Below are 21113 nucleotides of genomic sequence, written 5' to 3' on the forward strand. Positions count from 1 at the left end.
GCATGGAGAGTAGGGTTCTGACCTCCTCCTCGCCCTTTAGGGCGGGGTCAGGGAGGCGAGTATGCGAGGAGGTAGATGAGCCATCCTGTGAGCACGTTCACCATGTTGAATGCTAGGGCCTTCTTCACGAACCCTGTGAATGAAACCCTGTGTCCAGCCATTTCCAGTATGCCTACTGCAACCATGTTGGATGAGGCGCCTATGGGTGTTATGCATCCGCCTAGGGTTGTCCCGAGGAGGAGGGCCCATGCCAGTGCAACGGGGTCTGCTCCAATGGCTGTAGCCAGCTTGGAGGTCAGGGGGAGGCTTGCAACAATATAGGGCGTGTTATCGATGAACGCTGAGGCAAGCACGCTCACCCCTATCAGTACTGATGAGACAGCTGTGAAGCCGCCGCCTGTGGCTGAGAGCACGGCTGCAACAAACCTGTCTATCCACCCGTACTTGAGGAGCCCTGCTGAGAGAGCGAAGACCGATGCTATGAACACTGGGAGCCTCCATTCAAGACTGCCGCGTGCAACCTCTAGGACACCCTTGTAATCCCTGTGGACGAGTAGCCTGGCAGCCAGGATCAACGCTAACCCTGCTGAAACACAGAGCGTGAGCGGTAGCCCGAGGACGTTCCTCACGCTCAGCAAGGCCACTGTCACAGTCAGCGAGGCCGATGCCTCCGCCAGGTATACTTTATCGAAGCCCTCGCCGCCGGCTGAAGGAGACCCCTGTACCCTGCTCCTCCCTGAATGGAAGAGCGTGTAGACCAGTGTGGAGGCCAGCATTGCTGCCACCGTGATGAAGAACATGCTGGGCCTCCCACGGTAGAAGAAGAAGTCTAGGAATGAGAGGTTGAAGTAGCCTGCAACGATCATCGCAGGGGGGTCCCCAACCATTGTAGCCGACCCCGACATGCCTGCAGCCAGTGCGACACCTATGAAGAGATCCACGGGGTTGAGGCCGGCTTCCTTGGCAACGTAGAAGACGACGAGCCCCATTAATGAAACAGTTGACACGTTGTCGAGGAAGAGGCTGATGAAGCCGCTGAGGAGGATCAGGGTGAAGAATAGGAGGCGGGGGCTCCTCACCCTTGACACAATCCGCTTGCTCACAGCCTCACCGAAACCGGAGTCCCTGAGAAAGCCGGTCAACAGGCTCATCCCGGCGACAACGCCGAGGACATCCCATTCAACAGCCTCATAGAGCTCGACGGGGCTTAAGGCACCCGTGAAGAGCAGGAGGGCTAGCACAGCAGCCCCTAAGACATGCTTCTCAACGAGATCCATGGAGACCAACGCTACTACTGCAGCGAAGACCAGTAGCACGAATACATCCATCAAGACACGGCACCGGGCTACAGCCAGGGACCCAGCCTGTTTAAAACAAGCGTGGAGACTTATAAGTCTTCACGCACCGCAGCCATGGGCGAACGGTTGGCTCTCAAATAGTTTAAAGCATTGAAAGCGACACGGCGTAAATCGTTGAACCCAGCCTCGGCGAGTACGAGACGGGTTTAAAACCCTCCCCAACCAGCACGGGAGCCAGGTTCGAGAGATGCGTCCATACAACCCTATAACCCTTGAGACACAGGTAGGATAGCGCCCTACCCACAGCGATACCCATGTGTTCAAGCCGCCCGGTTGCCTCAGCCAGGACAATGGAGCCCTCCAAGGGGAGCCCGGCTGAAGCAGTCACACTCCTCCATGGCTCGACACCGGGTTCAAGCAGTGTGAGCCCGGCGGCCACTCCTCCACCACCCAGTAGTTCAAGCATCAGGGAGCCCCGTGGCCTCCCCGGTGCATCAGCCTCCCTGAGGGAGAAGGATAACGCGTCACCCAGCAAGCCCTCCATCCTCCTAGCTATGTTTCTAACCGATACCTCGGAGACGCAGAGGATCGATGAAACAGTCTTCTGCGTGAGCCTCCCGCGTGCAGCCAGGTACAGGGATGCAGCGGCTACAGTGGAGTTACTCAACCCTCCCATAGCAACCCTAACCCTCCTAGCAGCCCACAGCGCGTCGGCCGCCGTGGAGTCGTCGAGGCCGAGAACCCTGGACGCGTAGGAGACGTAGCCGGCTAGGCTGCAGGGCTCCACGCCCATGCTCCTTAAAACCTCCGTGAAACGCGTCCTCGACACACCCGCATACTCCTCAACACACCTAGGGCTCACGCAGACACCCATACTCCTCAACGCAGCGTAGACGGCGGCAGCGGCCTTGAAACGCTTATCGAAATACTTGGTTAACTCTGTGAAAACAGGGTCGCTGAGAAGCCGTGAGGCAGTGGAAGCAAGCCTCTCTACGGGGACACCGGTCTTCACGGATACAGCTGTGGCGAGCTCCAAGAGGACCTCGTTGAACCCCTCCACCAAGCTCCCTCCACATGTATAATGTATCATGGACACCGGCTTATATCCATGAACATGAATAAAGTGGTAGAGAAAGCGGGGGAATTATTTAAGCAGGATGCCGGGTACAGGGTTTAAAAAACAAGGGTTGAATTAAGCCTAAGGCAGGGTAACCTGCTTCGGGTACTCCTTACCGCTCGCGGTGTGGAGCTTTACCTCCACCATCTGCCCAGATGAGAAGCCGCTCGATATGGTTATGGTGAGACCCTTGGTTTCACCCGTTTTTATCGAGTATGGTAGCGTAATATTGAGGGTTACACCTACACTACCGTACGGCTTACCGTTTATGAATATGTTGTCTATTGTGACATCCGTGGTTCCAACGTTCTTAACCTGGAGCGTTATTGTCCAGTATGTGGTGTTCGTAGTAGTATTGGTAAATTGCTCCGCGTAGGCGGTGATTATCTGGAGGTTCTCGGTTGCTGTGAAGGAGCCGACGAGCCCTGTCATCCATAGTGCTACTGCTATTGCTATGGCTATTGTTACTGCGACGATTATTACTGTGGCTATTACTGGTGAAATAGCCTTCTTCACTCTTGCACACCTCGGTTATTACTTATTAAGCTTTAACTTTATAAATGCTTACCACGAAAGAAAGCCTCGCCTTTCAAGGCGAGGATATTAAGTTTAAAATGTTGTAGTATAATAGAGGTGGGGTTTCCTCTATGGGCGGTGAGGGTTTCCTAACCCTGCACACAGTCTTCAGGGTTAGCCCTGAGCCCGTGGGGGAGCCCCTTCTCTTAAGCCTGCTTAGGAGGTACCGTGATGCGCTGAACTACTCGATCAAGAGGATTCACGGGTATATGGAGGAGAACGGTTTGAAGAAAGTGCCCGGCGACGGCGCGGTGCACAAGTTGCTCTATGGCGAATTGAAGACCGTATTCAGCCTCCCATCGAGGATTGCCATAGACTGTTACAGGGAGGCGAAGGCCATTCTTAAGAGCTGGCTGGGCAACGGTGGAAATGGCAGGTTGCCGAGGGCTAGGAGGCCGAGGATGTGGCTGACGGAGAAATATGGGTATAGGGTTAGAGACGGCTATGTCGAGATCATAGGAGGCTTAAAGCTTAGAGTAATCGGCTGGGACAGGCGCTACGACCAGTACCCGAGCCGCCAGGCCGTCTTGACGTATAGGAACGGAAAGTTCCTGCTTAGGGTTGCGAAGAGGGTTCCAAAGCCTCAGCCCATCAGCCCCGTCGATGTCTTGGCGGTGGATGTAAACGAGGGGTTCATCGTGGCCGGCAACCACCGGGTCGAATACAGGTTTGGGACCGCAGTCGAGAAGGCGGTGAGGTACAGGGAGCTCGCTGAAAGGTTGCAGAGGAAGTACTCTAATGGGAGCTATCGAGCGTGGCTTAGGCGGAGGGGCATACGGGACAGGGTGAGGCGTTTCCACGAGAAGGCTAGGAGCATTATCGAGGACTGGGCTAGGAAGACTTCGCACGAGATAGTGGTGGTAGCTAGGCAAAACAACTACGCCATTGCAAGAGAGGACTTGACGTACTTGGTAGAGTCTTTAAGAAAGCTACCGAGACAGCATAGAACGAGGCTGATTCTGCTAGGCTACAGGAGGTTTGAGTACTGGCTTGACTGGCAGTGTGAGAAACACGGGGTGCCGTGCATAGCCGTCAACCCCAAGGATACCTCTTCCACCTGCCCGAGATGCGGTTCAAGGCTCATTGAAAACGGGTACAGGAGGTTGAAGTGCCCTAGTTGCGGTTTTGAAGCCGATAGGGACACTGTGGCCGTATTAAATATACGTAGAAAAGCCCTAGCCCGGATGGGGGGATCTCTGACCACCCCGACTGCCCCGCAGATGACAGATGTAGCCCCGAACAAATGCGGGGAACCCGTGAACCGCCCTAAAGGAAACCCCCTTTTAGGGCGGGGAGGAGGTCAGGGTCTTGTTAAGCCAGTTGAAGCCTGCGTGGTATGCTGTGATTGATGTTGACCCGGCTTCGCCGGGTATTGCTTCCAGTATTGCTTCCTCCACGGTGCTGTGGGGGAGTAGTTTCAGCGAGGCGTTTAAGGCGCCGAGCATCACTATGTTGGCTGCCCTCGGGTTCCCTGCCTCGCTGGCTATCCTCCTGGCTGGCACGATTACCCCGCCTGCTTTAACCACTTGCTCCATGTATATGCTTCTATCCTGGGTTCTACGGGTTATTGAGGCGAGGCTGGGTGGCTTGTACTCGTCTGCCACTAATAGTACTCCACGGGGCTTCAAGTACGCTGTGTTCCTCACGGCCTCCACGAGTTCAAGCCCTACTAGTGCATCAGCCTCGCCGCGGCTGAAGACCGGTGAGTGCACTGAGACCCCTATCCTCACGTAGCTTACGACGCTCCCGTATCTCTGAGCCATTCCAAGGGTTTCACCGGTTCTCACCGAGAGCCCTGTCTTCACGGCTGCCCCGGCGAGTATTCTTGAAAGCGTTAGCCCGCCCTGCCCTCCCACGCTCGCGATAAGTATGTTCACGGTTTTCAAGCAGCGTCACCACCGGGTTTTATCGCGTTGAAGCCGCAGTACCTTGCGCAGAGCCCGCACCCTGTGCAGTCCTCCACGGCTATCACGGCCTTCCCCTCGGAGAGGAATATTGCTGGGCAGCCTGTTGCAGCTATGCATGCCCCGCACCCTGTGCACTTACCGGGGTCAACGGTGTAGGGTGCTGTCCTCCTCGCCCGCCTCCTCTCCTGGAGGGCGCAGGGGTGTTTCGCCACGAGTACTCTCACCCCTTCGCCCTCCAGGAGCCCTGCTATGGCTTCCACTGCTTCGTCGAGCCTGTAGGGGTCTACCACGGCCACCTTGTCCACGCCTATTGCTTTAACCACGTCGACTATGCTGATGCTTCTCGCAGCCCTACCGGTTTCAGTCCTGCTCCACGCCGGCGTCGACTGGTGCCCCGTCATGGCTACCACGTCGTTGTCCAGTATGAGGACCAGTAGGCTCACCTTTTTATGGACGGCCTCTATGAGCGAGGGTATCCCGGCGTGGAAGAACGTGGAGTCCCCTATCACGGCGACGATCGGCCCCTTGAACCCTGAGAGCCTCAGCCCCATTGCCATGGAGATGCTTGCACCCATACTGTGCTCCGTCCATATGGAGCCGAGCGGCGGGTTCACTGAGAGAGCGTAGCAGCCTATGTCGCCGAACACCGGTACGTCGCTTGGCTTGTATCCAAGCCTCATGAGTGCTGAGCGGAGGGCTATGAACGTGAACCTATGGGGGCATCCAGGGCAGAGGGGCGGCGGCCTCTCAGGTGCCTCCACGCCTCCAGCGGGCTGCTGGATGGGTGCTGGGGTGGGGAGCCCTAGTGCCCTGGCTATGAAGTTCTCCACGAGCAACGGGTTTAACTCTCCTTCAAGCGGGAGGCCGCCTGTCTTCTTCCCGTAGACCACTGTCCCTGAGCCAGCCTGGTGGAGGAGCACGGTGAGCTCCTCCTCGATGAAGGGGTCGAGTTCCTCGACGACGAGTATCCTCCTGCATCCCTCTATGCTTCCAGCTATGAAGCCTGAGGGGAGGGGGTGTATGAGCCCTAGTTTCACTATTCTCACATCCCCTGTTAAGCCGAGTGATTCAACGGCTTCAACCACGTAGTTGTATGCAGCCCCCTCCGTCACCACGCATGTGTCGCCTCCCCCCTCCACCCTGTTCAACCCGTGTCTCCCAGCGGCCTCCTCGGCTCTTGAAAGCTGCTGGTTGACCCATCTATGCCTCTCGAGATTCCACCTCATGCCAGCCCTCACATACCTGGCTGGATCCCTCTTGAACTCCTTGAACCCCTTTGGCTCCCTGACCCCGCCTAAGACGACTTCTCCAACAGCATGGTTCACCCTTGTAGTAGTCCTCAGGATCACGGGGAGCTTGAGCTCCTCGCTGATGTCGAAGGCTGCTACAGTGTAGTCCTTGGCCTCCTGCGGGCTGGACGGCGAGATAGCTGGGAGCTTGGCGAGCTTCGCCAGCCACCTGCTGTCCTGCTCCGTCTGCGTTGTATGGGGCCCCGGGTCGTCTGCAACCAGCACTACTAGCCCGCCTTCAACACCGCTGTAGGCGGCTGAGACAACGGGGTCTAAGGCCACGTTGAGCCCCGGCGCCTTCATTGTTGCAAGCGCTCTGGCACCAGCGATCGCCGCGCCCAGCGCTATTTCAAACGCAACCCTCTCGTTGACAGCCCACTCAGCGTAGAAGCCGAGGCCTCCCCCATACCTCTGCAGGGTTTCAACGACCTCACTGCTCGGTGTGCCAGGGTAGCCGGTTGCAACGTAGACGCCTGCCTCCACGGCCCCCCTTGCAATCGCCTCGTTCCCCATGAGGGCCAGCCTAGAGCCCGGGGGAGCCTTCAACGGGTTGAAGCCTGCCATGACCGTGACTCCCCGGGTTGGGATAACGCGTGGGCCGGGATATAAAGGAGTAGGAGGCGGGCTCAGGAGGTTATTGAAGGTTTATAAGCCCCGGCGAGTATAAGGCAGTCAGGGCTATATGCGTAGCGCTGTGCTCTCATATGTCTCAGGCATGGAGCCCGGGGGCCGTGGGAAGCTCCCGGACCACCTTGTTTTCCAGCTCCTTGAATCCTACGGTATCCCTCTCGCACCCTACGGTTTCGCCTCGACGCCGATGGAGGCCGCTGCCGTCGCGGAGAAACTAGGGTTCCCCGTCGTGGTCAAGATTGTTTCACCCGACATAGTGCATAAGAGCGATGTAGGCGGCGTCGCCCTCGGGTTATCCAGTGGGAGGGAGGTGGCTGAGGCGGCTTCAAGGATGCTTGAAGCAGTCTCGGAGAAGGCTAGGGGTGCAAGGATCCAGGGTTTCCTAGTGCAGAAGATGATGCCGAAGGGGGTTGAAGTCATTGTTGGAGGCTTAAACGACAGGGTGTTCGGCGGCGTCGTAATGCTGGGGCTCGGCGGCGTGTTCACCGAGGTGTTCAGGGATGTCTCATTCAGGGTTGCACCGGTGAGCCTTGAGGACGCATTGGAGATGATGGGGGAGCTCAAGGCATCCAGGGTTTTCGAAGGCTACAGGGGGATGCCGCCGGTTGACAAGGCGGCGCTAGCGGACATAGTGGTGAAGGCGTCGAGGCTCATAGCTGAGAACCCATGGGTTGACTCAATGGATTTAAACCCTGTGATAGCGTACACTGATAAAGCAGTGGTAGTCGACGCCAGGATTATCGCTGTGAAACGGTGACGGGCCCGTTGGCTAAGTGCAGGAGGTGTGGGAGGGAGGCGGGCTACAGGGTTTCATACGCTAAGCTATGGCTCTGCGGAGAGCACTTCAAGGAGTATGTTGAGGAAAGAGTTGTGGAGACGGTTGTAAGGCACGGGATGACCGGGGGAGGAGGCAGGGTCGTTGTCGCCGTCTCAGGCGGCGTCGACAGCATGAGCCTCCTGGCGATCACTGCTAAGCGTAGAGTGGAGATGGGTGTTGAAAAAATCGTAGGGGTCCACGTGAACCTGGGGATAGAGGGGTACAGCGACCTAGCTGAGGCAGCTGTGAGAGAGTACTGTGGGAGCCTCGGCGTGGAGTGCACTGTCCTAAGGCTCAGGGACATCCTGGGCGTAGGCCTCCCGGAGCTGGCTTCGAGGGCTGGGAGACCCCCGTGCAGTGTCTGCGGCCTGGTTAAACGCTACCTTATCACAGCCTACGCCGTGGCCACAGGGGCTTCAGCAGTGTTCACCGGGCACCACCTGGATGACGCCGCCAGGTACATGTTGAAGGATCTCTACGTAGGGGACTTCAAGTCTCTCGCAGGCTTGAAGCCGGCTGTAAGGGAGCCCGGGCTACCTGTGAAGGCGAAGCCCTTGATAACCCTTGGGAAGAAGGATATAGAGGCCTACGCTGAACTAGCCGGGGTCCCACACCTGGAGGCCCCGTGCCCCTTCAAGCATTCAACAGGGGTGGAGGAGGCTGCTGAAGGCTTCCTCAAGGCGTTGGAGCGCGAGCACCCTGGTGCGAGACTAATACTTCTAAGCAGCATGCTGAAGCTCATAGAGGGCTACATTGAACCCGTGGAGAAGGAGACGTATAGGAGGTGCAGTGTCTGCGGGATGCCTTCAAGAAGCAGTGTCTGCAGCTTCTGCAGGCTCACCGAGAGGACGCTGGGGGAGCCGATGGGCGGCAGAGTCCTCCGCTCGCTGAGCCAACCCGTGTTCTCGTAGAGTGCTTTCCAACCTACCTCCTGGACTCCTGGAGCACCCTGTGCTTCCTGTAGAGGGCTATGGTTGCGGTTGCCACTGTGAAAACCGTGATGGAGGCTAACACGGGCTCCAGCCTTATCCCCCAGGGCGTGTAGTTTAAGAAGAGGCCTATGAGGGGTATGACTGCTAGTGAGAGCCCTATGGAGAGGGCGAGTCTTTCAAGAGGGGCTAGGTCTCTTTCACCCGGGTACAGGGCTTCCACCAGTGTGTAGCCGGGTATGAACAGCGTGTAGAGTGCTCCTAGAATGTATCTCAACGGCATCAGCCATGCAGCATTAATCCAGCTCGTTAACACCACTGTGATGATTGTTAACGCGGCAGCAGTGCACGTGGCCCAGTACCAGAGCGAGTACTCTGGTCTCAAAGCGTATTCAACAGGGGTGGCGGGTGGGTCGGGGTCTTCGAGCCTTATGACGCCTCTTGAAGCCTCCTCGAAGGCTTTTTTAACCGCCCTCCAACCCCCTCCCTGTCTTGCAACATACTCCTCCAGCGTCAACTGCTTCTCCACCATGGTTTCACCACGAGGTCACGTTCACGTAGAGGTGGACCCATCTACCAGTGTACACCCATCCCTCCCCCTGCCTGTACACCCATAGCTCGAAGACCAGTGCCACCCTGCTTGAGCCGCTGGGTGCGGCGACGGGTACTTCGACCCGTGTCGTCTCATTCCACCCGTCTCCTAGGACACCCTTCCACTCAGCGATCACCGGGCGCGGTGATGGAGTGGTGTTCGTCGGCATGTCGCCTTGTGAAGCAGCTATCTTGTATGCTACACGGTAGTATATGGCTTCACCCATATGGTTGTAGATGAAGAGGCATAGGTGCAGCGTGGAGCCATTGTATGCTTTCACAGGGTACTCCCCTATCCTGCACTCACTGTTCAACAAGCCTATTGCTGTAAACGCCTCGGAGCCCCCGGGCCCGAGGACTAGTGCTATGCCTACGGCTGAAGCCACGACTGAGACCGCGAGCACTACTGCGAAGACCTCTTCGTCGAGCAGCATTCTCACCGCCTCACAACCCACTTCCTCCTCAACCTGTACCATGCGTAGACGTATAAACGGGGGAGAAGCGTGTAGACGGCCACCGGGATCACTGCTAGCACCGCGACCGTGAGGTATTTCACCGTGGAGCCCCAGATATAGGTGCTCCACGCCCCGGCTTCAAGCAGCCTCACCTCCTCCTCAACCCTTGAGAGATACCCGTTGGCTCCAGCAGTGTCGCCTGCCTGGGCTGCTTTAACCGCTTTATCCAGGAGGACTAGTGCGTCATCCACGTTGACGCCCTTCCCCCTCAGGGTGTTCAAGGCGGCTAGGGTTGATGCAACTCTTTCATCGAAACCCGCGTCCCCTGCGTGCGCGATGCATGATGCGGCAGCGATGATCAAGGCGGCTGCGGCGATGTGGATCCACTTAGGCAACCGTGACACCCTCCTAGAGTCTTAGCCCTCCCCCAGCTATTATTTCTTCCCTCCCAGCCACCCTGAAGCCTCTCTCAGCCAGGATGCCTGCCACCACCGAGTACTTTAAGCCAAGGGCCTTCGAGTACACGAGGCGGACGCTGCACCCCTCGCCGGCTCCAAGCTCCCTGATCACCGAGGCCAGGGCCCCGCCGTATGCAGCATAGTAGTCTTCGAGGAGCCTTGGGAAACCAGTCGACTCCCCCAGCCTCAGCCTCCTCGTCCTCCCCCATGCCTCATACCTGTAGAGGGCTTCAACACCCTCCCTGAGTATAAGCGTGTTGAGGCCGAGCACCACGTCGAGCACCCTGCCCTTGAAGACGTAGGCCCCTTTCCCCGGGGTTTTAACATAGAGGAAAACCCTGCCTCCCACCCCTGTATTGGAGAGCAGGATGCTGTAGACAGCGTGGAGGAGTAGGTCTAGTTCAACCGGGTTCACGGAGGTGAGGTCGGCTACGACGACCAGGTCTCCCCCGCCCCCCATCCCCGCTCCCTCTCCCTCCACAGCATACTGCTTCACGTAGATACCCTCTCCTCCTTCACGGCTCAAGGTTTTCTTCCAGTGGATGAGCCGCAGGGGGTCCCCGGGCTGGTATTCTCTTACACCAGTGTACTCGCCCCTGTATGCTTTCACAGCCTCCCCGATGCTCTCCACGAGCTCCAATGGCGTTGCAAGCCTCGCCCTGAGGGCTACTGTAGCACCGTACCCGGGGACCCCTGCACCCGGGGCAGCAGGGTTGGAGCCGCCTCCAGGGGACCCGGCTGCACCCCCTGTGCCGGCGGGCTCCACGAGTACCCTTAGCACTAATGGTGCCTCAAGGTATTCAGCGTACCTTGCGAGGACTGCCCGGGCCTTCTCCATGGCTTCCGCCAGCCTCGGCGTCACAGTGTACTCGAGCACGTAGGGTCCATGCGTGATCGACGCGAGCCCCCTGGGGTCCCTGAGCTCGACGACGAGCCTCAGCCTGCTGCGGCCGAGCCCGCTTGCAACCCGCCTGTACACTGCTTCACCAGCCCCGTTCACCACGCCTGAAGCCTCCTCCACGCCGTCGACTATCAGCCTGTATACTGCTTCACCCTTAACCATTAGTCTCGCCTTCACCACCACCTCGTCCCCTGGGTGGAGGCCTCCACGCGTTGCCGAGACCTCTACACGGGACCCGCTGAGCCTCAACTGCTCCCTCAGGGAGGATGCTGCGAGCACGCCTAGCGCTGTGAGGGCTGTTGAAAACGCGGCTGGGTACGCTATGTAGAGCGGTGTGAAGGCTGCCACTGAGGCCGTGACCCTGCCGGCGAAACCCGTCCCCCTGTATCTCTCATAGTAGTAGGCGTAGCCTAGGAGGAGGGCTAGGGTTGAAAGCGCCAGGGGGGCTGGGTGGAGTGTCGCGGAGGAGACCGCTATGCTCGACGCGTATGCTGAGAGGAACACGGTGTAGCCTCCTCTAGCGGCGAGGGGGAGTAGTGCTATGGCTGCAGCGGCTGCAACCCCGTAGTCTCCTCTGATGTGTGATGCAAGTATTACTGAGGATGCCTCGAGGAGGAGTATCAGCGGCTTATATGGTTTAATGCCTCCCGTATACATAGTAGAGCACCAGTGTCACCAGCCCTATGAGCAAGGCTACGTGGAGCGGGGAGTAAACCTGACCCCGTATAAGGTGCCTTAGGAGCTCAGCGGGGTCCCTGAAAACCTCTGATTGATCCACGAGCACTCTTCTCCCGGCTGCAATGCAGTCGAGGAGCCCCTTATTATAGTGGAGCACGCTGTTCGCGAAGACGCCTCTAGCGGGGAAGACTATGATGACGCCGCCGCCCGCATCCACCCTTACCGCGACCACGCTGGAGCCTATTGGCTCCCCTGGACTATAGGATCCATCCCCGTCTACATCGATGTATGAGAAGGGGCTGCTCCACGCTGCTGCAGCAGCCGCGCCGATGGGGCTCACACTATAGGGTTCCTCGAGGACCACACGGGTCCCGCAGAACACTGTGGACGCGTTGACCAACCCCTGGTCCCCGGCGTTGTAGACTGGGTCGTAGACGGCTCCCTTAACCCCTGCGCCAACCCCTAGTGCTTCAAGCAGGCTCTCCGTGAAGCCCCTGGAGCCGTATGCGATGACGACGCCTCCCTTCTCTGCAAACCCCTTCAAGTAGCCTGCTTCAGCAGGGGTTAGAGGGTTCTCCCTACCGGTGATCAACACGTGTGAAGCCGGGTTAAACCCTTGGAGCCCGGATAGGTCTGCAACCACCATGACCCCTGGCAGCCCGGCTAGGTTGGAGGCCCCGTCTCCACCAGTATTGTAGACGCTGTAAGGCCTCGTGGAGGATGTGAGGGAGGCGGCCACGAGGCCGGCTGCAGCGGCGAGCAGTATGAAGAACACTGCTACAACCCTAGTCTTCAACGGCATCTAGGACACCCCTGTAGACCTCTCCTGCCTCACCGGGCTCCACCTTCCTCGCCGAGTAAAGGTCGCGTTCAGCGAGATGCATGAGCCTCCTCAACAGCTCCTTAACCCTCTCCCTGAAGCCGGCTGGCTCAACGCTCGCCGAGTAATGCTCCCTCAGTGTTTCATGGGGCCTGGGCTCCCTGACCCCCAGCCTGCTGAGCGCGTCGTAGTAGAGGAGGGCTATCCTCGAGGCGAACCCGGGTCCCCTGGGCCTCCCCCTGGCCCCGGGCCTCCGGATCCTGAATTGCGGCTGGAGGACTGTTGCCAGGCTTCTCCGTGCCACGGCGACGGCTGCGGTGAGCGCGGCGGCGACGGCTGTGAGGGATGCAGTGTTCACCACTAGCAGGCTCCCCTTGTACACTGTGACGGCTCCGCTGCCTCCTTGCACGGCGACTTCGATGCTGAGCCATGTGGCGGGGAGGGGGCCTGCCCACGCCTCGATAACCATGGAGGCTTCAAGGGGGCCTGAGTAAACCATGGATCCACCGGCGTAAACCGTTATGTTGACGGGCCTCCCCTCATGGTTAACCACGTGGATCCCCAGTGTCCCCGTCCACGTGAACACGGGGGACGGGGCTTCCACGCTGACCCCTATGCCTGAGGGTGCTCCCTGGGTTGAAGCATATACTGCTCTACACGCTGGCAGCGTGTCCACCCCGGGCTCCACGCATACCTCGACCCTCACCGCCTGCCCCACGGCCTGCTTGCTGGAGGCGTTGACGAGCAGTATGTTCACGCCTGGCTTCAGGCTCAGGTTTAACGCGTGCTCCCCGTTCACGGAGAGGGATGCATTGTAGGCGGCGTCGGAGTATATGGAGACGTTGAGGAGCCCTGCGCCGAGTAGCGATGCCTCCACGGTGATGGCTGGATGCCTGTAGACTGCTTTAAACAGTTTAACTGCTTTAACCCTGGAGCCGTTTACCTCGGCGTCCACTGTGAAGGCGAACTCTAGGATTCCGCCGGCTCCAACGAGCCCGGCCACCCCTTTACTCGCCAGCCTCCCTGCATCAGGGATCTCGATCACGCTGTAACAGTAGCTCCCCCTACACGTGTACCCTGGTGCATCCATGAGCACTAGTGAGGGCCACGTGTACAGCTTGATGGATGAGACCGAGACTCCTTCACCAAGGGTTTTCACCCATGCATGCACCTCCATCCCCGGGGTGTACGCGTCGAGGGCTGGCTGTAGGCCTGCCTCAAGGATCCCGCTCCACGCGGTCAGGTTCTCGGCGAGGTCCTCGAGGATGCTCCTCATCGATGAAACCCCTGCTTCAACCCGCTTCAGGGTTAACCCTGCTGCACCGGGGTCCCTTGAGCATTTTGAAAGCCTCTCAGCGTACTCTAACACGCTTCCCAGGGCGTCGGCTGCCTCAGCGATCCTGTACTGGGCGGCCGGGTCGCCTGGAGCCGTCTCCGAGGCCTCCTCAACAACCCTGTAGTACCCTAGGATGGCGAGCCATGCATCCCTGTGGAGCCCTGTGAGACCCGTGGGGGCGGGTGCGCCTGCAACGGCCTCGGCCAGTGTCCTCCCAGCTGGATCCAGTGTTGCAGCGGATGAAACGGCTTTATCCAGGAGTACCAGGTAGTATAGGCAGCCTGCTCCCTCCCCCCTCGTGTAGACGGGTGTAGCAGTGATCACCGGGATCCCTATGAGGAGTAGGAGGAGCCATGTCTTCACGGGTTCAGCACCCTGTACACCCTGTAGGCCACTATAGTGGTGAAGACTGCGAGGAGGAGTAGTGTCAGAGCCCTAGCCCTCCTGGAGCCCGGCGGCATCGGCCTCATAGTGGAGTACAGTGTGAAGTAGATGAGCGTGTTGACGGCTAGGTATGCGTCAGCCCTCTTCTCACCCAGCAGCAGGAGCCACGTGTTGGATGCGGCGACAAGCCCCGTGTAGAGCACTATGAAGGAGTATAGGCGTCCAGGCACGTGTCTCACCCGGCTTCCACGGGTTTCTCAACCCTCAGGGAGACCTCGACTCCCCCGGGCACCTCCTTCCCGTCCACGAGGACCACTGCACCGGTCCCCGTGACGCCTGCCACGGCTGCGAGGAGTATGAGTACAGCAGGGTTCACAGGGTACCCGGCGTACTCTCTGAGCCCTCCTGCAACCCCCTGCATCCTCACCTTGACTACTCCCCCAGCCTCCTCAACCCTCACGCTCCTGCAGACCCCTAGCTCCTCGACGAGGATTACGCGGAGCGCGTCGGCGAGGCCTCCAGGGGATCCTGCAGGCACTGCTTCCCCAAGCGGTTCAACCGGTATCGCGTAGTAGGGGGATCCACCGTGGAAGCCGACGCCTGGGTCAACGCCCTGGGTGCATGCAGCCTTGGTGAAAGCGATGAGGATGCGGCCCCCCTTGTTGACCGCGCAGGGCTTTGCGTCGAGGAGGTCTAGGTCCTCGAGGACGGCTGTGGAGCCGGCTGCAAGCATCCCCGTGTAGTAGTGGAGGGCCTGCTGGGATGGCTCAGCCGGCGCGGTGGAGGCGACTGCTACGACGCCGCCGGCCATCACTGCTGACGCCGCGGCTCCAAGGAGCCCTGTGTCCCCTGTGAGCAATGCGTAGGCTGCGAGGAGGGATGCTGCTGCAGCCACCCCTAGGCCGAGGAGTGTGAGGTTGTTCAAAGCCTTCATCCCCGGCTACTTTGGCACGGGCACGTTGCTTAAGGCCTCCTTGACTATTGACTCGGCTGTAACGCCTTCAGCCTCGTACTCCTCCCTCAGCTTCACCCTGTGGGCTACCACGTGGGGGAATAATTGTTTAACGTCGTCCGGGATAACGTAGTCCCTTCCATCCATGACTGCGAGCGCCCTGCTAACCCTCATCAAGTGTATGGTTGCACGGTGGGAGGGCCCGTATGCGACGGCCGGGTGGCTTCTCACATAGTTCACTAGTTTAACAATGTAGTCTGCCACATGGTTCTCCACGTGCACCAGTCCCTGAAGCATACCTGAGACCTCTTCAACCTCCCGGGGTGTTGCAACCTGCTCCACTGGAAGCGTTAGCACGGTGTCCGATTTCAACACTATTTCAAGCTCCTCCTCGGGTGGATTATAGTGGCTTGGAATGCTTACAGCGAACCTGTCGGCAAGGGTCTCCATCACCTGGTAGGCGCCTACCGCATGCCTGTAGGGGACCTGGGTCGCGATCACTATGAGGGGGCGGGGCAACTGGTATGTCACACCATCTATCGTCACCTGCAACTCCTGCATCGCCTCCAGGAGGGCTGCCTGCGACCTTGTAGGCGCCCTGTTAACCTCGTCGAACAAGAGGACATTGGTGAAGACGGGTCCCTGCACGAGTATCCTTTCCCCTCCAAGCCTGTACATGTGGAAGCCCAGTATATCGCTCGGCAGTATATCCGGGTGGCCCTGCACCCTTTTATATGCTCCCCCAATAGCCTTCGCAAGGGCTTTCGCAAGAAGGGTTTTACCCGTACCCGGATACCCTTCGATGAGCACGTGGCCCCCTGTGAAGAGGGCTGCCACCGCGAGCTTAACCACATCCCTCTTACCAACGTAGACCCTTGAAACAGCCTCGAGGACCCCCTTGATCCTCCCTGCAGCGTAGTCTAACCCTGCCTCCAATGGAAACCACCCTTCCTCAACCCGCCTCCGGGGCGGGCCCGGTGTAGGGTATGCGTCCCCCGGGTATTAAAGGCCTTGCATGGCGGCTCGTGGAAGCCAGCGGTCTCCAGAATCCACTGCAGTAATGCTTTTAAACCGGGGCCGGCATACAGGGGTGTGGAGAACCCTTACTGGTGCATCACATCCATGTCCACGCCGATGACTCAGCAGCCTAGGAGCCTCCCCGAGGCGGTTGCGGAGGCCCTTGCAGCGGGCCCCGTTGACAGTGTCGTGGAGTACGCTAGGAGGGTTGTCGCCGAGAAGCTGGTTGGCGAGGTCTCCCCGGGGAAGGTCTCCAGGTATATTAGGAAGGCGCTGAGGCTCGGCGTGTGGGGTAGGCTGAGGAGGGTGAGCAGGGCCCTCCTCTACGCGGTCACCAGGCTTAAAGCCATAAGGTCCCCGGTTCTCGCGGGGATCGTCTCCGAGATACTTGTGGAGATAGAGTTGGCGTCGACGCGTGGCCTCGCGGTCTTCTACGGTGTCATCGTCTCTTTGAAGCGTGGCTTCACGTGTTTCCTAGGGGATTTAAGGAGGCTTGTGACGATCGGCGTAGCCTACATATCGCTTCCCCCGGCGTTCAGGTATTATGGGTAGCGTTGACTACAGTGATCTAACAGTGGTTATACCGGTGTTCAACGAGGCTGAGGCAATAGGCCTAGTGTTAGACGAGGTTCTCGCAGCCGGGGTCCCACGGGAGAGAATACTCGTAGTCGACGGGGGGAGCACCGATGGCACTGTTGAAGCAGCCTCATCCAGGGGCGTCAGGGTCGTCCAGCAGGAGGGGAGGGGGAAGGCGGATGCTGTTAAAACAGCTGCACGCCTCGTTGAAACCGGGTTCACGCTTATAATGGATGGCGACTACACGTATCCAGCAGGCTTCATCCAAGCCCTCTACGTGAAGGCGAGGGAGGGCTACGACCTCGTGGTCGGGTGGAGGAGGTGGGGGGAGGGCTCGCAGCCCCTTGTATACAGGCTGGGCAACAAGCTGCTTACATTCGTCTTCAACACGTTGTTCGCCACGAGGCTCCACGACGTGTTAAGCGGGATGTACATTGTGAAAACCAGTGTGCTCAGGGAGGTGCCCTTCGAGATGAAGGGGTTCAGCGTTGAATCCGAGATAGCCGCCTACGCTGCTGGGACAGGGGCGAGGGTTGCAGAGGTCCCCGTGGAGTACCGTAGGAGGCTTGGCAGGAAGAAGCTCGGCGTACGCCACGGTTTAAGAATACTCTTAGACGTAGTCAGGCTCACATGGAGGTATAGTCCAGCATTCTTCATATTCACACTCGGCTCACTACTACTCATACCCGGCCTAGCCCTAGGCTCATGGGTAGCATACCACTACTTCTTCACGGGCACAGTATACCATGTGAAAGGCCTCACAGCAGTAATCCTCACGGCGGCAGGCCTCCAATCACTCCTCCTAGCCGTGATAGCACTATACATGAAGAGAATGGAGCTGAGGATACTGAGCACGCTTAAACACATCGACCAGCATTAGGGTCATGGTTAAACACGCTGGGCTTCAAGGGGCATTGTAATGCTTGAGGAGGCTGCATTAACCCTTGCACTACTCCACTTCGGCTTCCCCCTCTACTATTATTCATGGGCTAAGGGGATGCTTGGGAAGAGTGTTAGGGCTGGAAGGGACCCGGGCTTCACGCCGCGTGTCGCAGTAGTTATCCCTACGTATAATGAGGCGGGGAACATTGAGAGGAAGCTTGAAGACATATACTCCCAGGACTACCCTAGGGATAGGATCACCGTGTACATTGTGGACTCGGCTTCGAGTGATGGAACCGTTGGGAAAGCCCTTGACTGGGCTTCAAGGCACAAGGATATTGAGGTAAGGATTGTTGAAGAGGGTGAGAGGAGGGGGAAGGGTAGGGCTTTGAACACTGCTTTAAACACTATTGACGGAGGCTTCGACTTCATCGTGGTCACGGATGCAGACGCCTTCTGGGCGAATAGAGACGCGTTGAGGAATGCTTTAAGCTACTTCAGCGATGAATCAGTAGGCGCCGTCTCATGCGTTAAGACTCCTGGCGGCGGAGGCTTCACGGGTGTTGAATCAGGGTACAGGGATTTCTACAATGTGGTCAGGCTCGGAGAGAGCTCCGCCTACTCGACCCCGGTCTTCCACGGGGAGCTCTCAGCATACAGGAGGAGGCTCCTCGAGGATTTAGGCGGGTTCCCGACGGACATAGGCTCAGACGATAGCCACACAGCCACGCTTATAGCTGTGAAAGGCTACAGGGCTATCGTGGCCCCAGACGTCTACTGCTATGAGCCTGTTCCAAGGAGGAAGTACTTCCATTGGAGGGTGAGGAGAGCACAACACCTCATCCAGCACTTCGCCAAGTCCATAAGGCTCCTCCCCAGGTCGCCCAAAGCATTCAGGAAAATCCTTGCAGCAGAGATATTCCTCCACTTAGCAAATCCCATTCTCCTATTAATATCCATAGCACTACTAGCATACTCAGCCTACAAGGGCTCCCCGCTATCCCTAAGCCTCCTAGCACTAGGCACAGCACTCCTAGCATACAAACCCTACAGGACATGGATAGTGATGCAACTCATACTACTAGTAGCAATGGTGAAGAACGCTTTCAGAAAAGAACTCGTATGGAGCAAGGAGGAGAAAGAGTAATATTGTCGAGGAGCCTAGACTACGTGTTGTTTGATCTAAAATGAAGGGCGTCGGATCCAACATGCTCAAAGGCTCCATTGAGACCATAAGGCTCGGTAAACTCCATGTATTCCTTGACTTGAAATCCATAACAAGGATGAGGCTAGAGCCCTCGCAATGCTGAGAACCTAGGATACAAAATCACAGTGCACCAAGGCTACATGGCGATCGCTCGACTAGAGAGGGCTGGAATTTGAAAAATACCATGTGAGATGATAGTTGAAGCTAAGGTGGCTTTACATTCATGCATGGTGTAGCTGTACTGATACCTAGCTTTGACAGGGCGCGGATGCTGAAGATTATCCTTCCTAGGTGGCTTGCTTCTGCACATGTATGTTCAGTGATTGTTCTCGCTGAGGCTTCATCTGCGGAGGTTCTTGACGAATATAGGAGGGTTTTACAAGGCCTTGATGCATCTGGCAAACTCATCTACAGAATCATGCCAGGTAGGATGGGCTCTGTAGAGGCTAGAAACATGCTTTTAGAGATGGCACTTAAACATACTACCTGCGAGTATTTTCTTTTGACTGATGACGATTACCTGCCCATCGATGAAGATACACTAGGAGTCATGCTGAAACATATGAGGGATGATAAAGTAGGGGCTGTTGGAGGCCGCGTGGTTGTTTTGAGAAAACGTAGAGTAGATCCAGACTTCTTCCTCAACACCCCTTTCCTCATCGCAGACGCCTTGACAAGGCTGATAGGTTACGTGTTTCTCGACGTTGAACATGGGCCTAGATACGCTGAGTTCCTGCCATCATTTTTCATGGTTAGGAGAGAGGTAATTGAAAATGGAGTTAGATACAGCAAAGCCTTCAGCACACCCACAGGATTCAGAGAGGAAAGCGATCTCCAGCAACAGATAAAGAATTTGGGATATAGGCTTGTCCTCGAGCCTAGGGCCAGGGTAGTAAATCTAGTCCCGGAAGAAGGAGGTAATAGACCTAGGATGAGTATGAGAAAGAGAATTTATTGGAAAGCAAGAAACCACATAATATTCGTGTTCAAGTGGAACACATCGAGAGCGAGGAGACTCTGGTACACTATGTTATCAGCCATGCTATTACTGAGCTACAGGCCATGGCACCTCCCCAGCGTTATGAAGGGCCTGCAGGACGGTATCAGGGAGGCCTCTTGCGCATAGTTCACATCTTCCACAACTATTGTCCAGTAGTCGGAGGCCTTGAAAAAGCTGTTCAAAAAGTAGCTGAAGAACAGACTAAGATGGGTCACGAGGTTCACGTGATTACAAGCAACTATGGAGCCAACGGTAGACCTAAGGAAGAGGTCTTAAATGGTGTCTACGTCCACAGGGTTAGGTCCTGGAGGCTTGGCTTTGCTGACTTGACAATCCCATTGGAGTACCCGGTTGACTTATTTGAAAAGGTGGATGTGGTTCACAGTTGGAGCCAAAACAGCCTATTCACATATTTGATGTCTAAAAAGGCTAAGAGGCTGAGGAAGCCTGTTGTCGTTTACTTTCTCGGTGTCAGCTATCTCAGGCATCATTACAACTTGCTAATAAGGATATTCGGCTACTTCTATCAGAGGATGGTTGAAAGAGGAGTTGTAGAGCTGGCAGACATGGCTCTTGCGACAAATGAATATGAGGCGGAGCTCCTCAGAGAAAAGTATGGTGTGAAGGCTACTGTGGTACCTCACGGTATTGATGAGATTTATTTGAATACTTTAGACATGTCGGCAAGGTTCCGTGAGAAATACAGAATTAACAACAGGATTATCGCATATGTCGGGAGGATACACTATACTAAGGGCCTCGATCTCCTGCTCAAAGCCTTTGCGCAGATTGCTAAGCAAGTTGATGACACAGTGCTTGTAATAGCAGGTAAGGGGGACAAAAAGTATTTTGATAAGTGTATGCACTTAGCAGAGAAGCTAGGTGTGAGCAGTAGGGTTATATACGTGGGTTTCCTTACAGAAGAGGACAAAATTGGTCTCATAGATGCTTCTGATGTCGTTGTACTGCCTTCTAGACATGCTGGTGAGAGCTTCCCACTACTGGTATATGAAGTTATAAGTAGGTTGAGGCCTATTGTAGTTACGAACGCTGGGATGCTGGGATACCATGTGAGAAACGGTGAGGATGGATTCGTTGTCGCTGTAGATGATTTGCAAGGATTATCTAATGCTATATTAGCTATCCTGAAGGACAGAGACCTCAGAGAATATATAAAGCTCAATCTTATTGAGCGACGTAGAGTTCTTTGGCTTTGGCGTGATGTAGCTAGCAAATTTATCGATCTCTACAAGCCACTGGTGAACTAGCTCGTGTTAAGCTTCTCTAGTGCTC

The 21113-nt window shown here is 57.0% G+C and carries 23 protein-coding genes; 9 read left to right on the plus strand and 14 right to left on the minus strand.

The features are described 5' to 3' along the window. Nucleotides 1-47: 47 nt before the first annotated feature. The 3 genes from DESMU_RS02035 to DESMU_RS02045 all read right to left on the minus strand — a co-directional run bounded on the left by DESMU_RS02035 (nt 48) and on the right by DESMU_RS02045 (nt 2931). Nucleotides 48-1328, minus strand: a complete 1281-nt coding sequence (locus DESMU_RS02035; RefSeq protein WP_013561937.1) for an ArsB/NhaD family transporter — start codon at nt 1326-1328, stop codon at nt 48-50. Between the two features lie 112 nt (nt 1329-1440). Beyond that, nucleotides 1441-2358 carry a transcription initiation factor IIB family protein gene (locus tag DESMU_RS02040; RefSeq protein WP_245526506.1) on the minus strand — a complete coding sequence of 306 codons (918 nt, stop codon included), beginning with the start codon at nt 2356-2358 and terminating at the stop codon, nt 1441-1443. A gap of 138 nt (nt 2359-2496) precedes the next feature. Next, on the minus strand, nt 2497-2931 hold the full coding sequence (locus tag DESMU_RS02045; protein WP_013561939.1) for an archaellin/type IV pilin N-terminal domain-containing protein: 435 nt from the start codon (nt 2929-2931) through the stop codon (nt 2497-2499). Between the two features lie 131 nt (nt 2932-3062). Between DESMU_RS02045 and DESMU_RS02050 the strand changes: the two genes are divergently transcribed. Beyond that, nucleotides 3063-4340 (plus strand): RNA-guided endonuclease TnpB family protein, encoded by a 1278-nt coding sequence (locus DESMU_RS02050; RefSeq protein ID WP_013561940.1) that lies wholly within the window; start codon nt 3063-3065, stop codon nt 4338-4340. On the opposite strand, the gene DESMU_RS02055 is transcribed toward DESMU_RS02050, so the two are convergent. Beyond that, nucleotides 4275-4868: an indolepyruvate oxidoreductase subunit beta gene (locus DESMU_RS02055; RefSeq protein WP_245526507.1), complete on the minus strand. Its 594-nt coding sequence runs from the start codon at nt 4866-4868 to the stop codon at nt 4275-4277. The genes DESMU_RS02050 and DESMU_RS02055 overlap by 66 nt on opposite strands. Before the next feature lie 5 nt (nt 4869-4873). Then, nucleotides 4874-6751 carry an indolepyruvate ferredoxin oxidoreductase subunit alpha gene (gene iorA, locus DESMU_RS02060; RefSeq protein ID WP_013561942.1) on the minus strand — a complete coding sequence of 626 codons (1878 nt, stop codon included), beginning with the start codon at nt 6749-6751 and terminating at the stop codon, nt 4874-4876. Nucleotides 6752-6869: 118 nt separating this feature from the next. Between iorA and DESMU_RS02065 the strand changes: the two genes are divergently transcribed. Beyond that, nucleotides 6870-7574: an acetate--CoA ligase family protein gene (locus DESMU_RS02065; RefSeq protein WP_013561943.1), complete on the plus strand. Its 705-nt coding sequence runs from the start codon at nt 6870-6872 to the stop codon at nt 7572-7574. Nucleotides 7575-7582: 8 nt separating this feature from the next. Then, nucleotides 7583-8545, plus strand: a complete 963-nt coding sequence (locus DESMU_RS02070; protein ID WP_013561944.1) for a PP-loop family protein — start codon at nt 7583-7585, stop codon at nt 8543-8545. A 13-nt stretch (nt 8546-8558) separates the two neighbouring features. Here the strand turns inward: DESMU_RS02070 and DESMU_RS02075 are convergent, their stop codons facing one another. Genes DESMU_RS02075 through DESMU_RS02115 form a run of 9 tightly spaced genes read right to left on the minus strand, consistent with a single transcriptional unit; the run spans nt 8559 to nt 16074 of the window. Next, a complete protein-coding gene (locus DESMU_RS02075; RefSeq protein ID WP_013561945.1) occupies nt 8559-9095 on the minus strand; it encodes a DUF1616 domain-containing protein in 537 nt (178 codons plus the stop codon). 4 nt (nt 9096-9099) lie between these two features. Then, complete coding sequence (locus DESMU_RS02080) at nt 9100-9630, minus strand: DUF1616 domain-containing protein (RefSeq protein WP_148222787.1); 531 nt, start codon at nt 9628-9630, stop codon at nt 9100-9102. Beyond that, the gene (locus DESMU_RS02085) at nt 9591-10004 is read right to left on the minus strand and encodes a hypothetical protein (RefSeq protein ID WP_048813422.1); all 414 of its coding nucleotides are present in this window, start codon (nt 10002-10004) and stop codon (nt 9591-9593) included. Before DESMU_RS02085 ends, DESMU_RS02080 begins: the two co-directional genes overlap by 40 nt. Nucleotides 10005-10017: 13 nt before the next feature. Continuing rightward, nucleotides 10018-11625 carry a DUF58 domain-containing protein gene (locus tag DESMU_RS02090; protein WP_013561948.1) on the minus strand — a complete coding sequence of 536 codons (1608 nt, stop codon included), beginning with the start codon at nt 11623-11625 and terminating at the stop codon, nt 10018-10020. Continuing rightward, nucleotides 11606-12448 carry a hypothetical protein gene (locus tag DESMU_RS02095; protein ID WP_013561949.1) on the minus strand — a complete coding sequence of 281 codons (843 nt, stop codon included), beginning with the start codon at nt 12446-12448 and terminating at the stop codon, nt 11606-11608. The genes DESMU_RS02090 and DESMU_RS02095 overlap by 20 nt, the downstream gene beginning before the upstream one ends. Continuing rightward, nucleotides 12432-14165 carry a hypothetical protein gene (locus DESMU_RS02100; RefSeq protein WP_013561950.1) on the minus strand — a complete coding sequence of 578 codons (1734 nt, stop codon included), beginning with the start codon at nt 14163-14165 and terminating at the stop codon, nt 12432-12434. The genes DESMU_RS02095 and DESMU_RS02100 overlap by 17 nt, the downstream gene beginning before the upstream one ends. Next, nucleotides 14162-14416 carry a DUF8044 family membrane protein gene (locus DESMU_RS02105; RefSeq protein ID WP_013561951.1) on the minus strand — a complete coding sequence of 85 codons (255 nt, stop codon included), beginning with the start codon at nt 14414-14416 and terminating at the stop codon, nt 14162-14164. The genes DESMU_RS02100 and DESMU_RS02105 overlap by 4 nt, the downstream gene beginning before the upstream one ends. A gap of 5 nt (nt 14417-14421) precedes the next feature. Further along, nucleotides 14422-15111, minus strand: coding sequence for a hypothetical protein (locus DESMU_RS02110; protein ID WP_048813424.1), 690 nt, complete (start codon nt 15109-15111; stop codon nt 14422-14424). Between the two features lie 15 nt (nt 15112-15126). Continuing rightward, nucleotides 15127-16074 (minus strand): AAA family ATPase, encoded by a 948-nt coding sequence (locus DESMU_RS02115; RefSeq protein ID WP_013561953.1) that lies wholly within the window; start codon nt 16072-16074, stop codon nt 15127-15129. 156 nt (nt 16075-16230) lie between these two features. On the opposite strand from DESMU_RS02115, the gene DESMU_RS02120 reads away from it, so the two are divergent. The 6 genes from DESMU_RS02120 to DESMU_RS02140 all read left to right on the plus strand — a co-directional run bounded on the left by DESMU_RS02120 (nt 16231) and on the right by DESMU_RS02140 (nt 21088). Further along, nucleotides 16231-16707 (plus strand): hypothetical protein, encoded by a 477-nt coding sequence (locus tag DESMU_RS02120; protein ID WP_187286337.1) that lies wholly within the window; start codon nt 16231-16233, stop codon nt 16705-16707. After that, nucleotides 16700-17611 carry a glycosyltransferase family 2 protein gene (locus tag DESMU_RS02125; protein WP_013561955.1) on the plus strand — a complete coding sequence of 304 codons (912 nt, stop codon included), beginning with the start codon at nt 16700-16702 and terminating at the stop codon, nt 17609-17611. Before DESMU_RS02120 ends, DESMU_RS02125 begins: the two co-directional genes overlap by 8 nt. 39 nt (nt 17612-17650) lie before the next feature. Further along, the gene (locus DESMU_RS02130; protein ID WP_013561956.1) at nt 17651-18760 is read left to right on the plus strand and encodes a glycosyltransferase; all 1110 of its coding nucleotides are present in this window, start codon (nt 17651-17653) and stop codon (nt 18758-18760) included. Between the two features lie 40 nt (nt 18761-18800). Continuing rightward, nucleotides 18801-18923, plus strand: coding sequence for a hypothetical protein (locus DESMU_RS07260; RefSeq protein WP_280980996.1), 123 nt, complete (start codon nt 18801-18803; stop codon nt 18921-18923). Between the two features lie 120 nt (nt 18924-19043). Further along, entirely contained in the window at nt 19044-19946 is a 903-nt protein-coding gene (locus DESMU_RS02135; protein ID WP_013561957.1) for a glycosyltransferase family 2 protein, read from the plus strand. Continuing rightward, nucleotides 19937-21088, plus strand: coding sequence for a glycosyltransferase family 4 protein (locus DESMU_RS02140; protein WP_013561958.1), 1152 nt, complete (start codon nt 19937-19939; stop codon nt 21086-21088). Before DESMU_RS02135 ends, DESMU_RS02140 begins: the two co-directional genes overlap by 10 nt. The last annotated feature ends 25 nt before the right edge of the window (nt 21089-21113 follow it).

The organism is Desulfurococcus mucosus DSM 2162 (assembly GCF_000186365.1).
Lineage (GTDB): Archaea > Thermoproteota > Thermoprotei_A > Sulfolobales > Desulfurococcaceae > Desulfurococcus > Desulfurococcus mucosus.

What these genes read in the sequence shown, in the direction of transcription:
- DESMU_RS02125 (WP_013561955.1), top strand. Translation starts at nt 16,700, where the DNA reads ATGGGTAGCGTTGACTACAGTGATCTAACAGTGGTTATACCGGTGTTC.
- DESMU_RS02080 (WP_148222787.1), bottom strand. Translation starts at nt 9,630, where the DNA reads ATGGTACAGGTTGAGGAGGAAGTGGGTTGTGAGGCGGTGAGAATGCTG.
- DESMU_RS07260 (WP_280980996.1), top strand. Translation starts at nt 18,801, where the DNA reads ATGAAGGGCGTCGGATCCAACATGCTCAAAGGCTCCATTGAGACCATA.
- DESMU_RS02065 (WP_013561943.1), top strand. Translation starts at nt 6,870, where the DNA reads ATGCGTAGCGCTGTGCTCTCATATGTCTCAGGCATGGAGCCCGGGGGC.
- DESMU_RS02050 (WP_013561940.1), top strand. Translation starts at nt 3,063, where the DNA reads ATGGGCGGTGAGGGTTTCCTAACCCTGCACACAGTCTTCAGGGTTAGC.
- DESMU_RS02035 (WP_013561937.1), bottom strand. Translation starts at nt 1,328, where the DNA reads ATGGATGTATTCGTGCTACTGGTCTTCGCTGCAGTAGTAGCGTTGGTC.
- iorA (WP_013561942.1), bottom strand. Translation starts at nt 6,751, where the DNA reads ATGGCAGGCTTCAACCCGTTGAAGGCTCCCCCGGGCTCTAGGCTGGCC.
- DESMU_RS02075 (WP_013561945.1), bottom strand. Translation starts at nt 9,095, where the DNA reads ATGGTGGAGAAGCAGTTGACGCTGGAGGAGTATGTTGCAAGACAGGGA.
- DESMU_RS02095 (WP_013561949.1), bottom strand. Translation starts at nt 12,448, where the DNA reads ATGCCGTTGAAGACTAGGGTTGTAGCAGTGTTCTTCATACTGCTCGCC.
- DESMU_RS02130 (WP_013561956.1), top strand. Translation starts at nt 17,651, where the DNA reads ATGCTTGAGGAGGCTGCATTAACCCTTGCACTACTCCACTTCGGCTTC.
- DESMU_RS02090 (WP_013561948.1), bottom strand. Translation starts at nt 11,625, where the DNA reads ATGTATACGGGAGGCATTAAACCATATAAGCCGCTGATACTCCTCCTC.
- DESMU_RS02135 (WP_013561957.1), top strand. Translation starts at nt 19,044, where the DNA reads ATGCATGGTGTAGCTGTACTGATACCTAGCTTTGACAGGGCGCGGATG.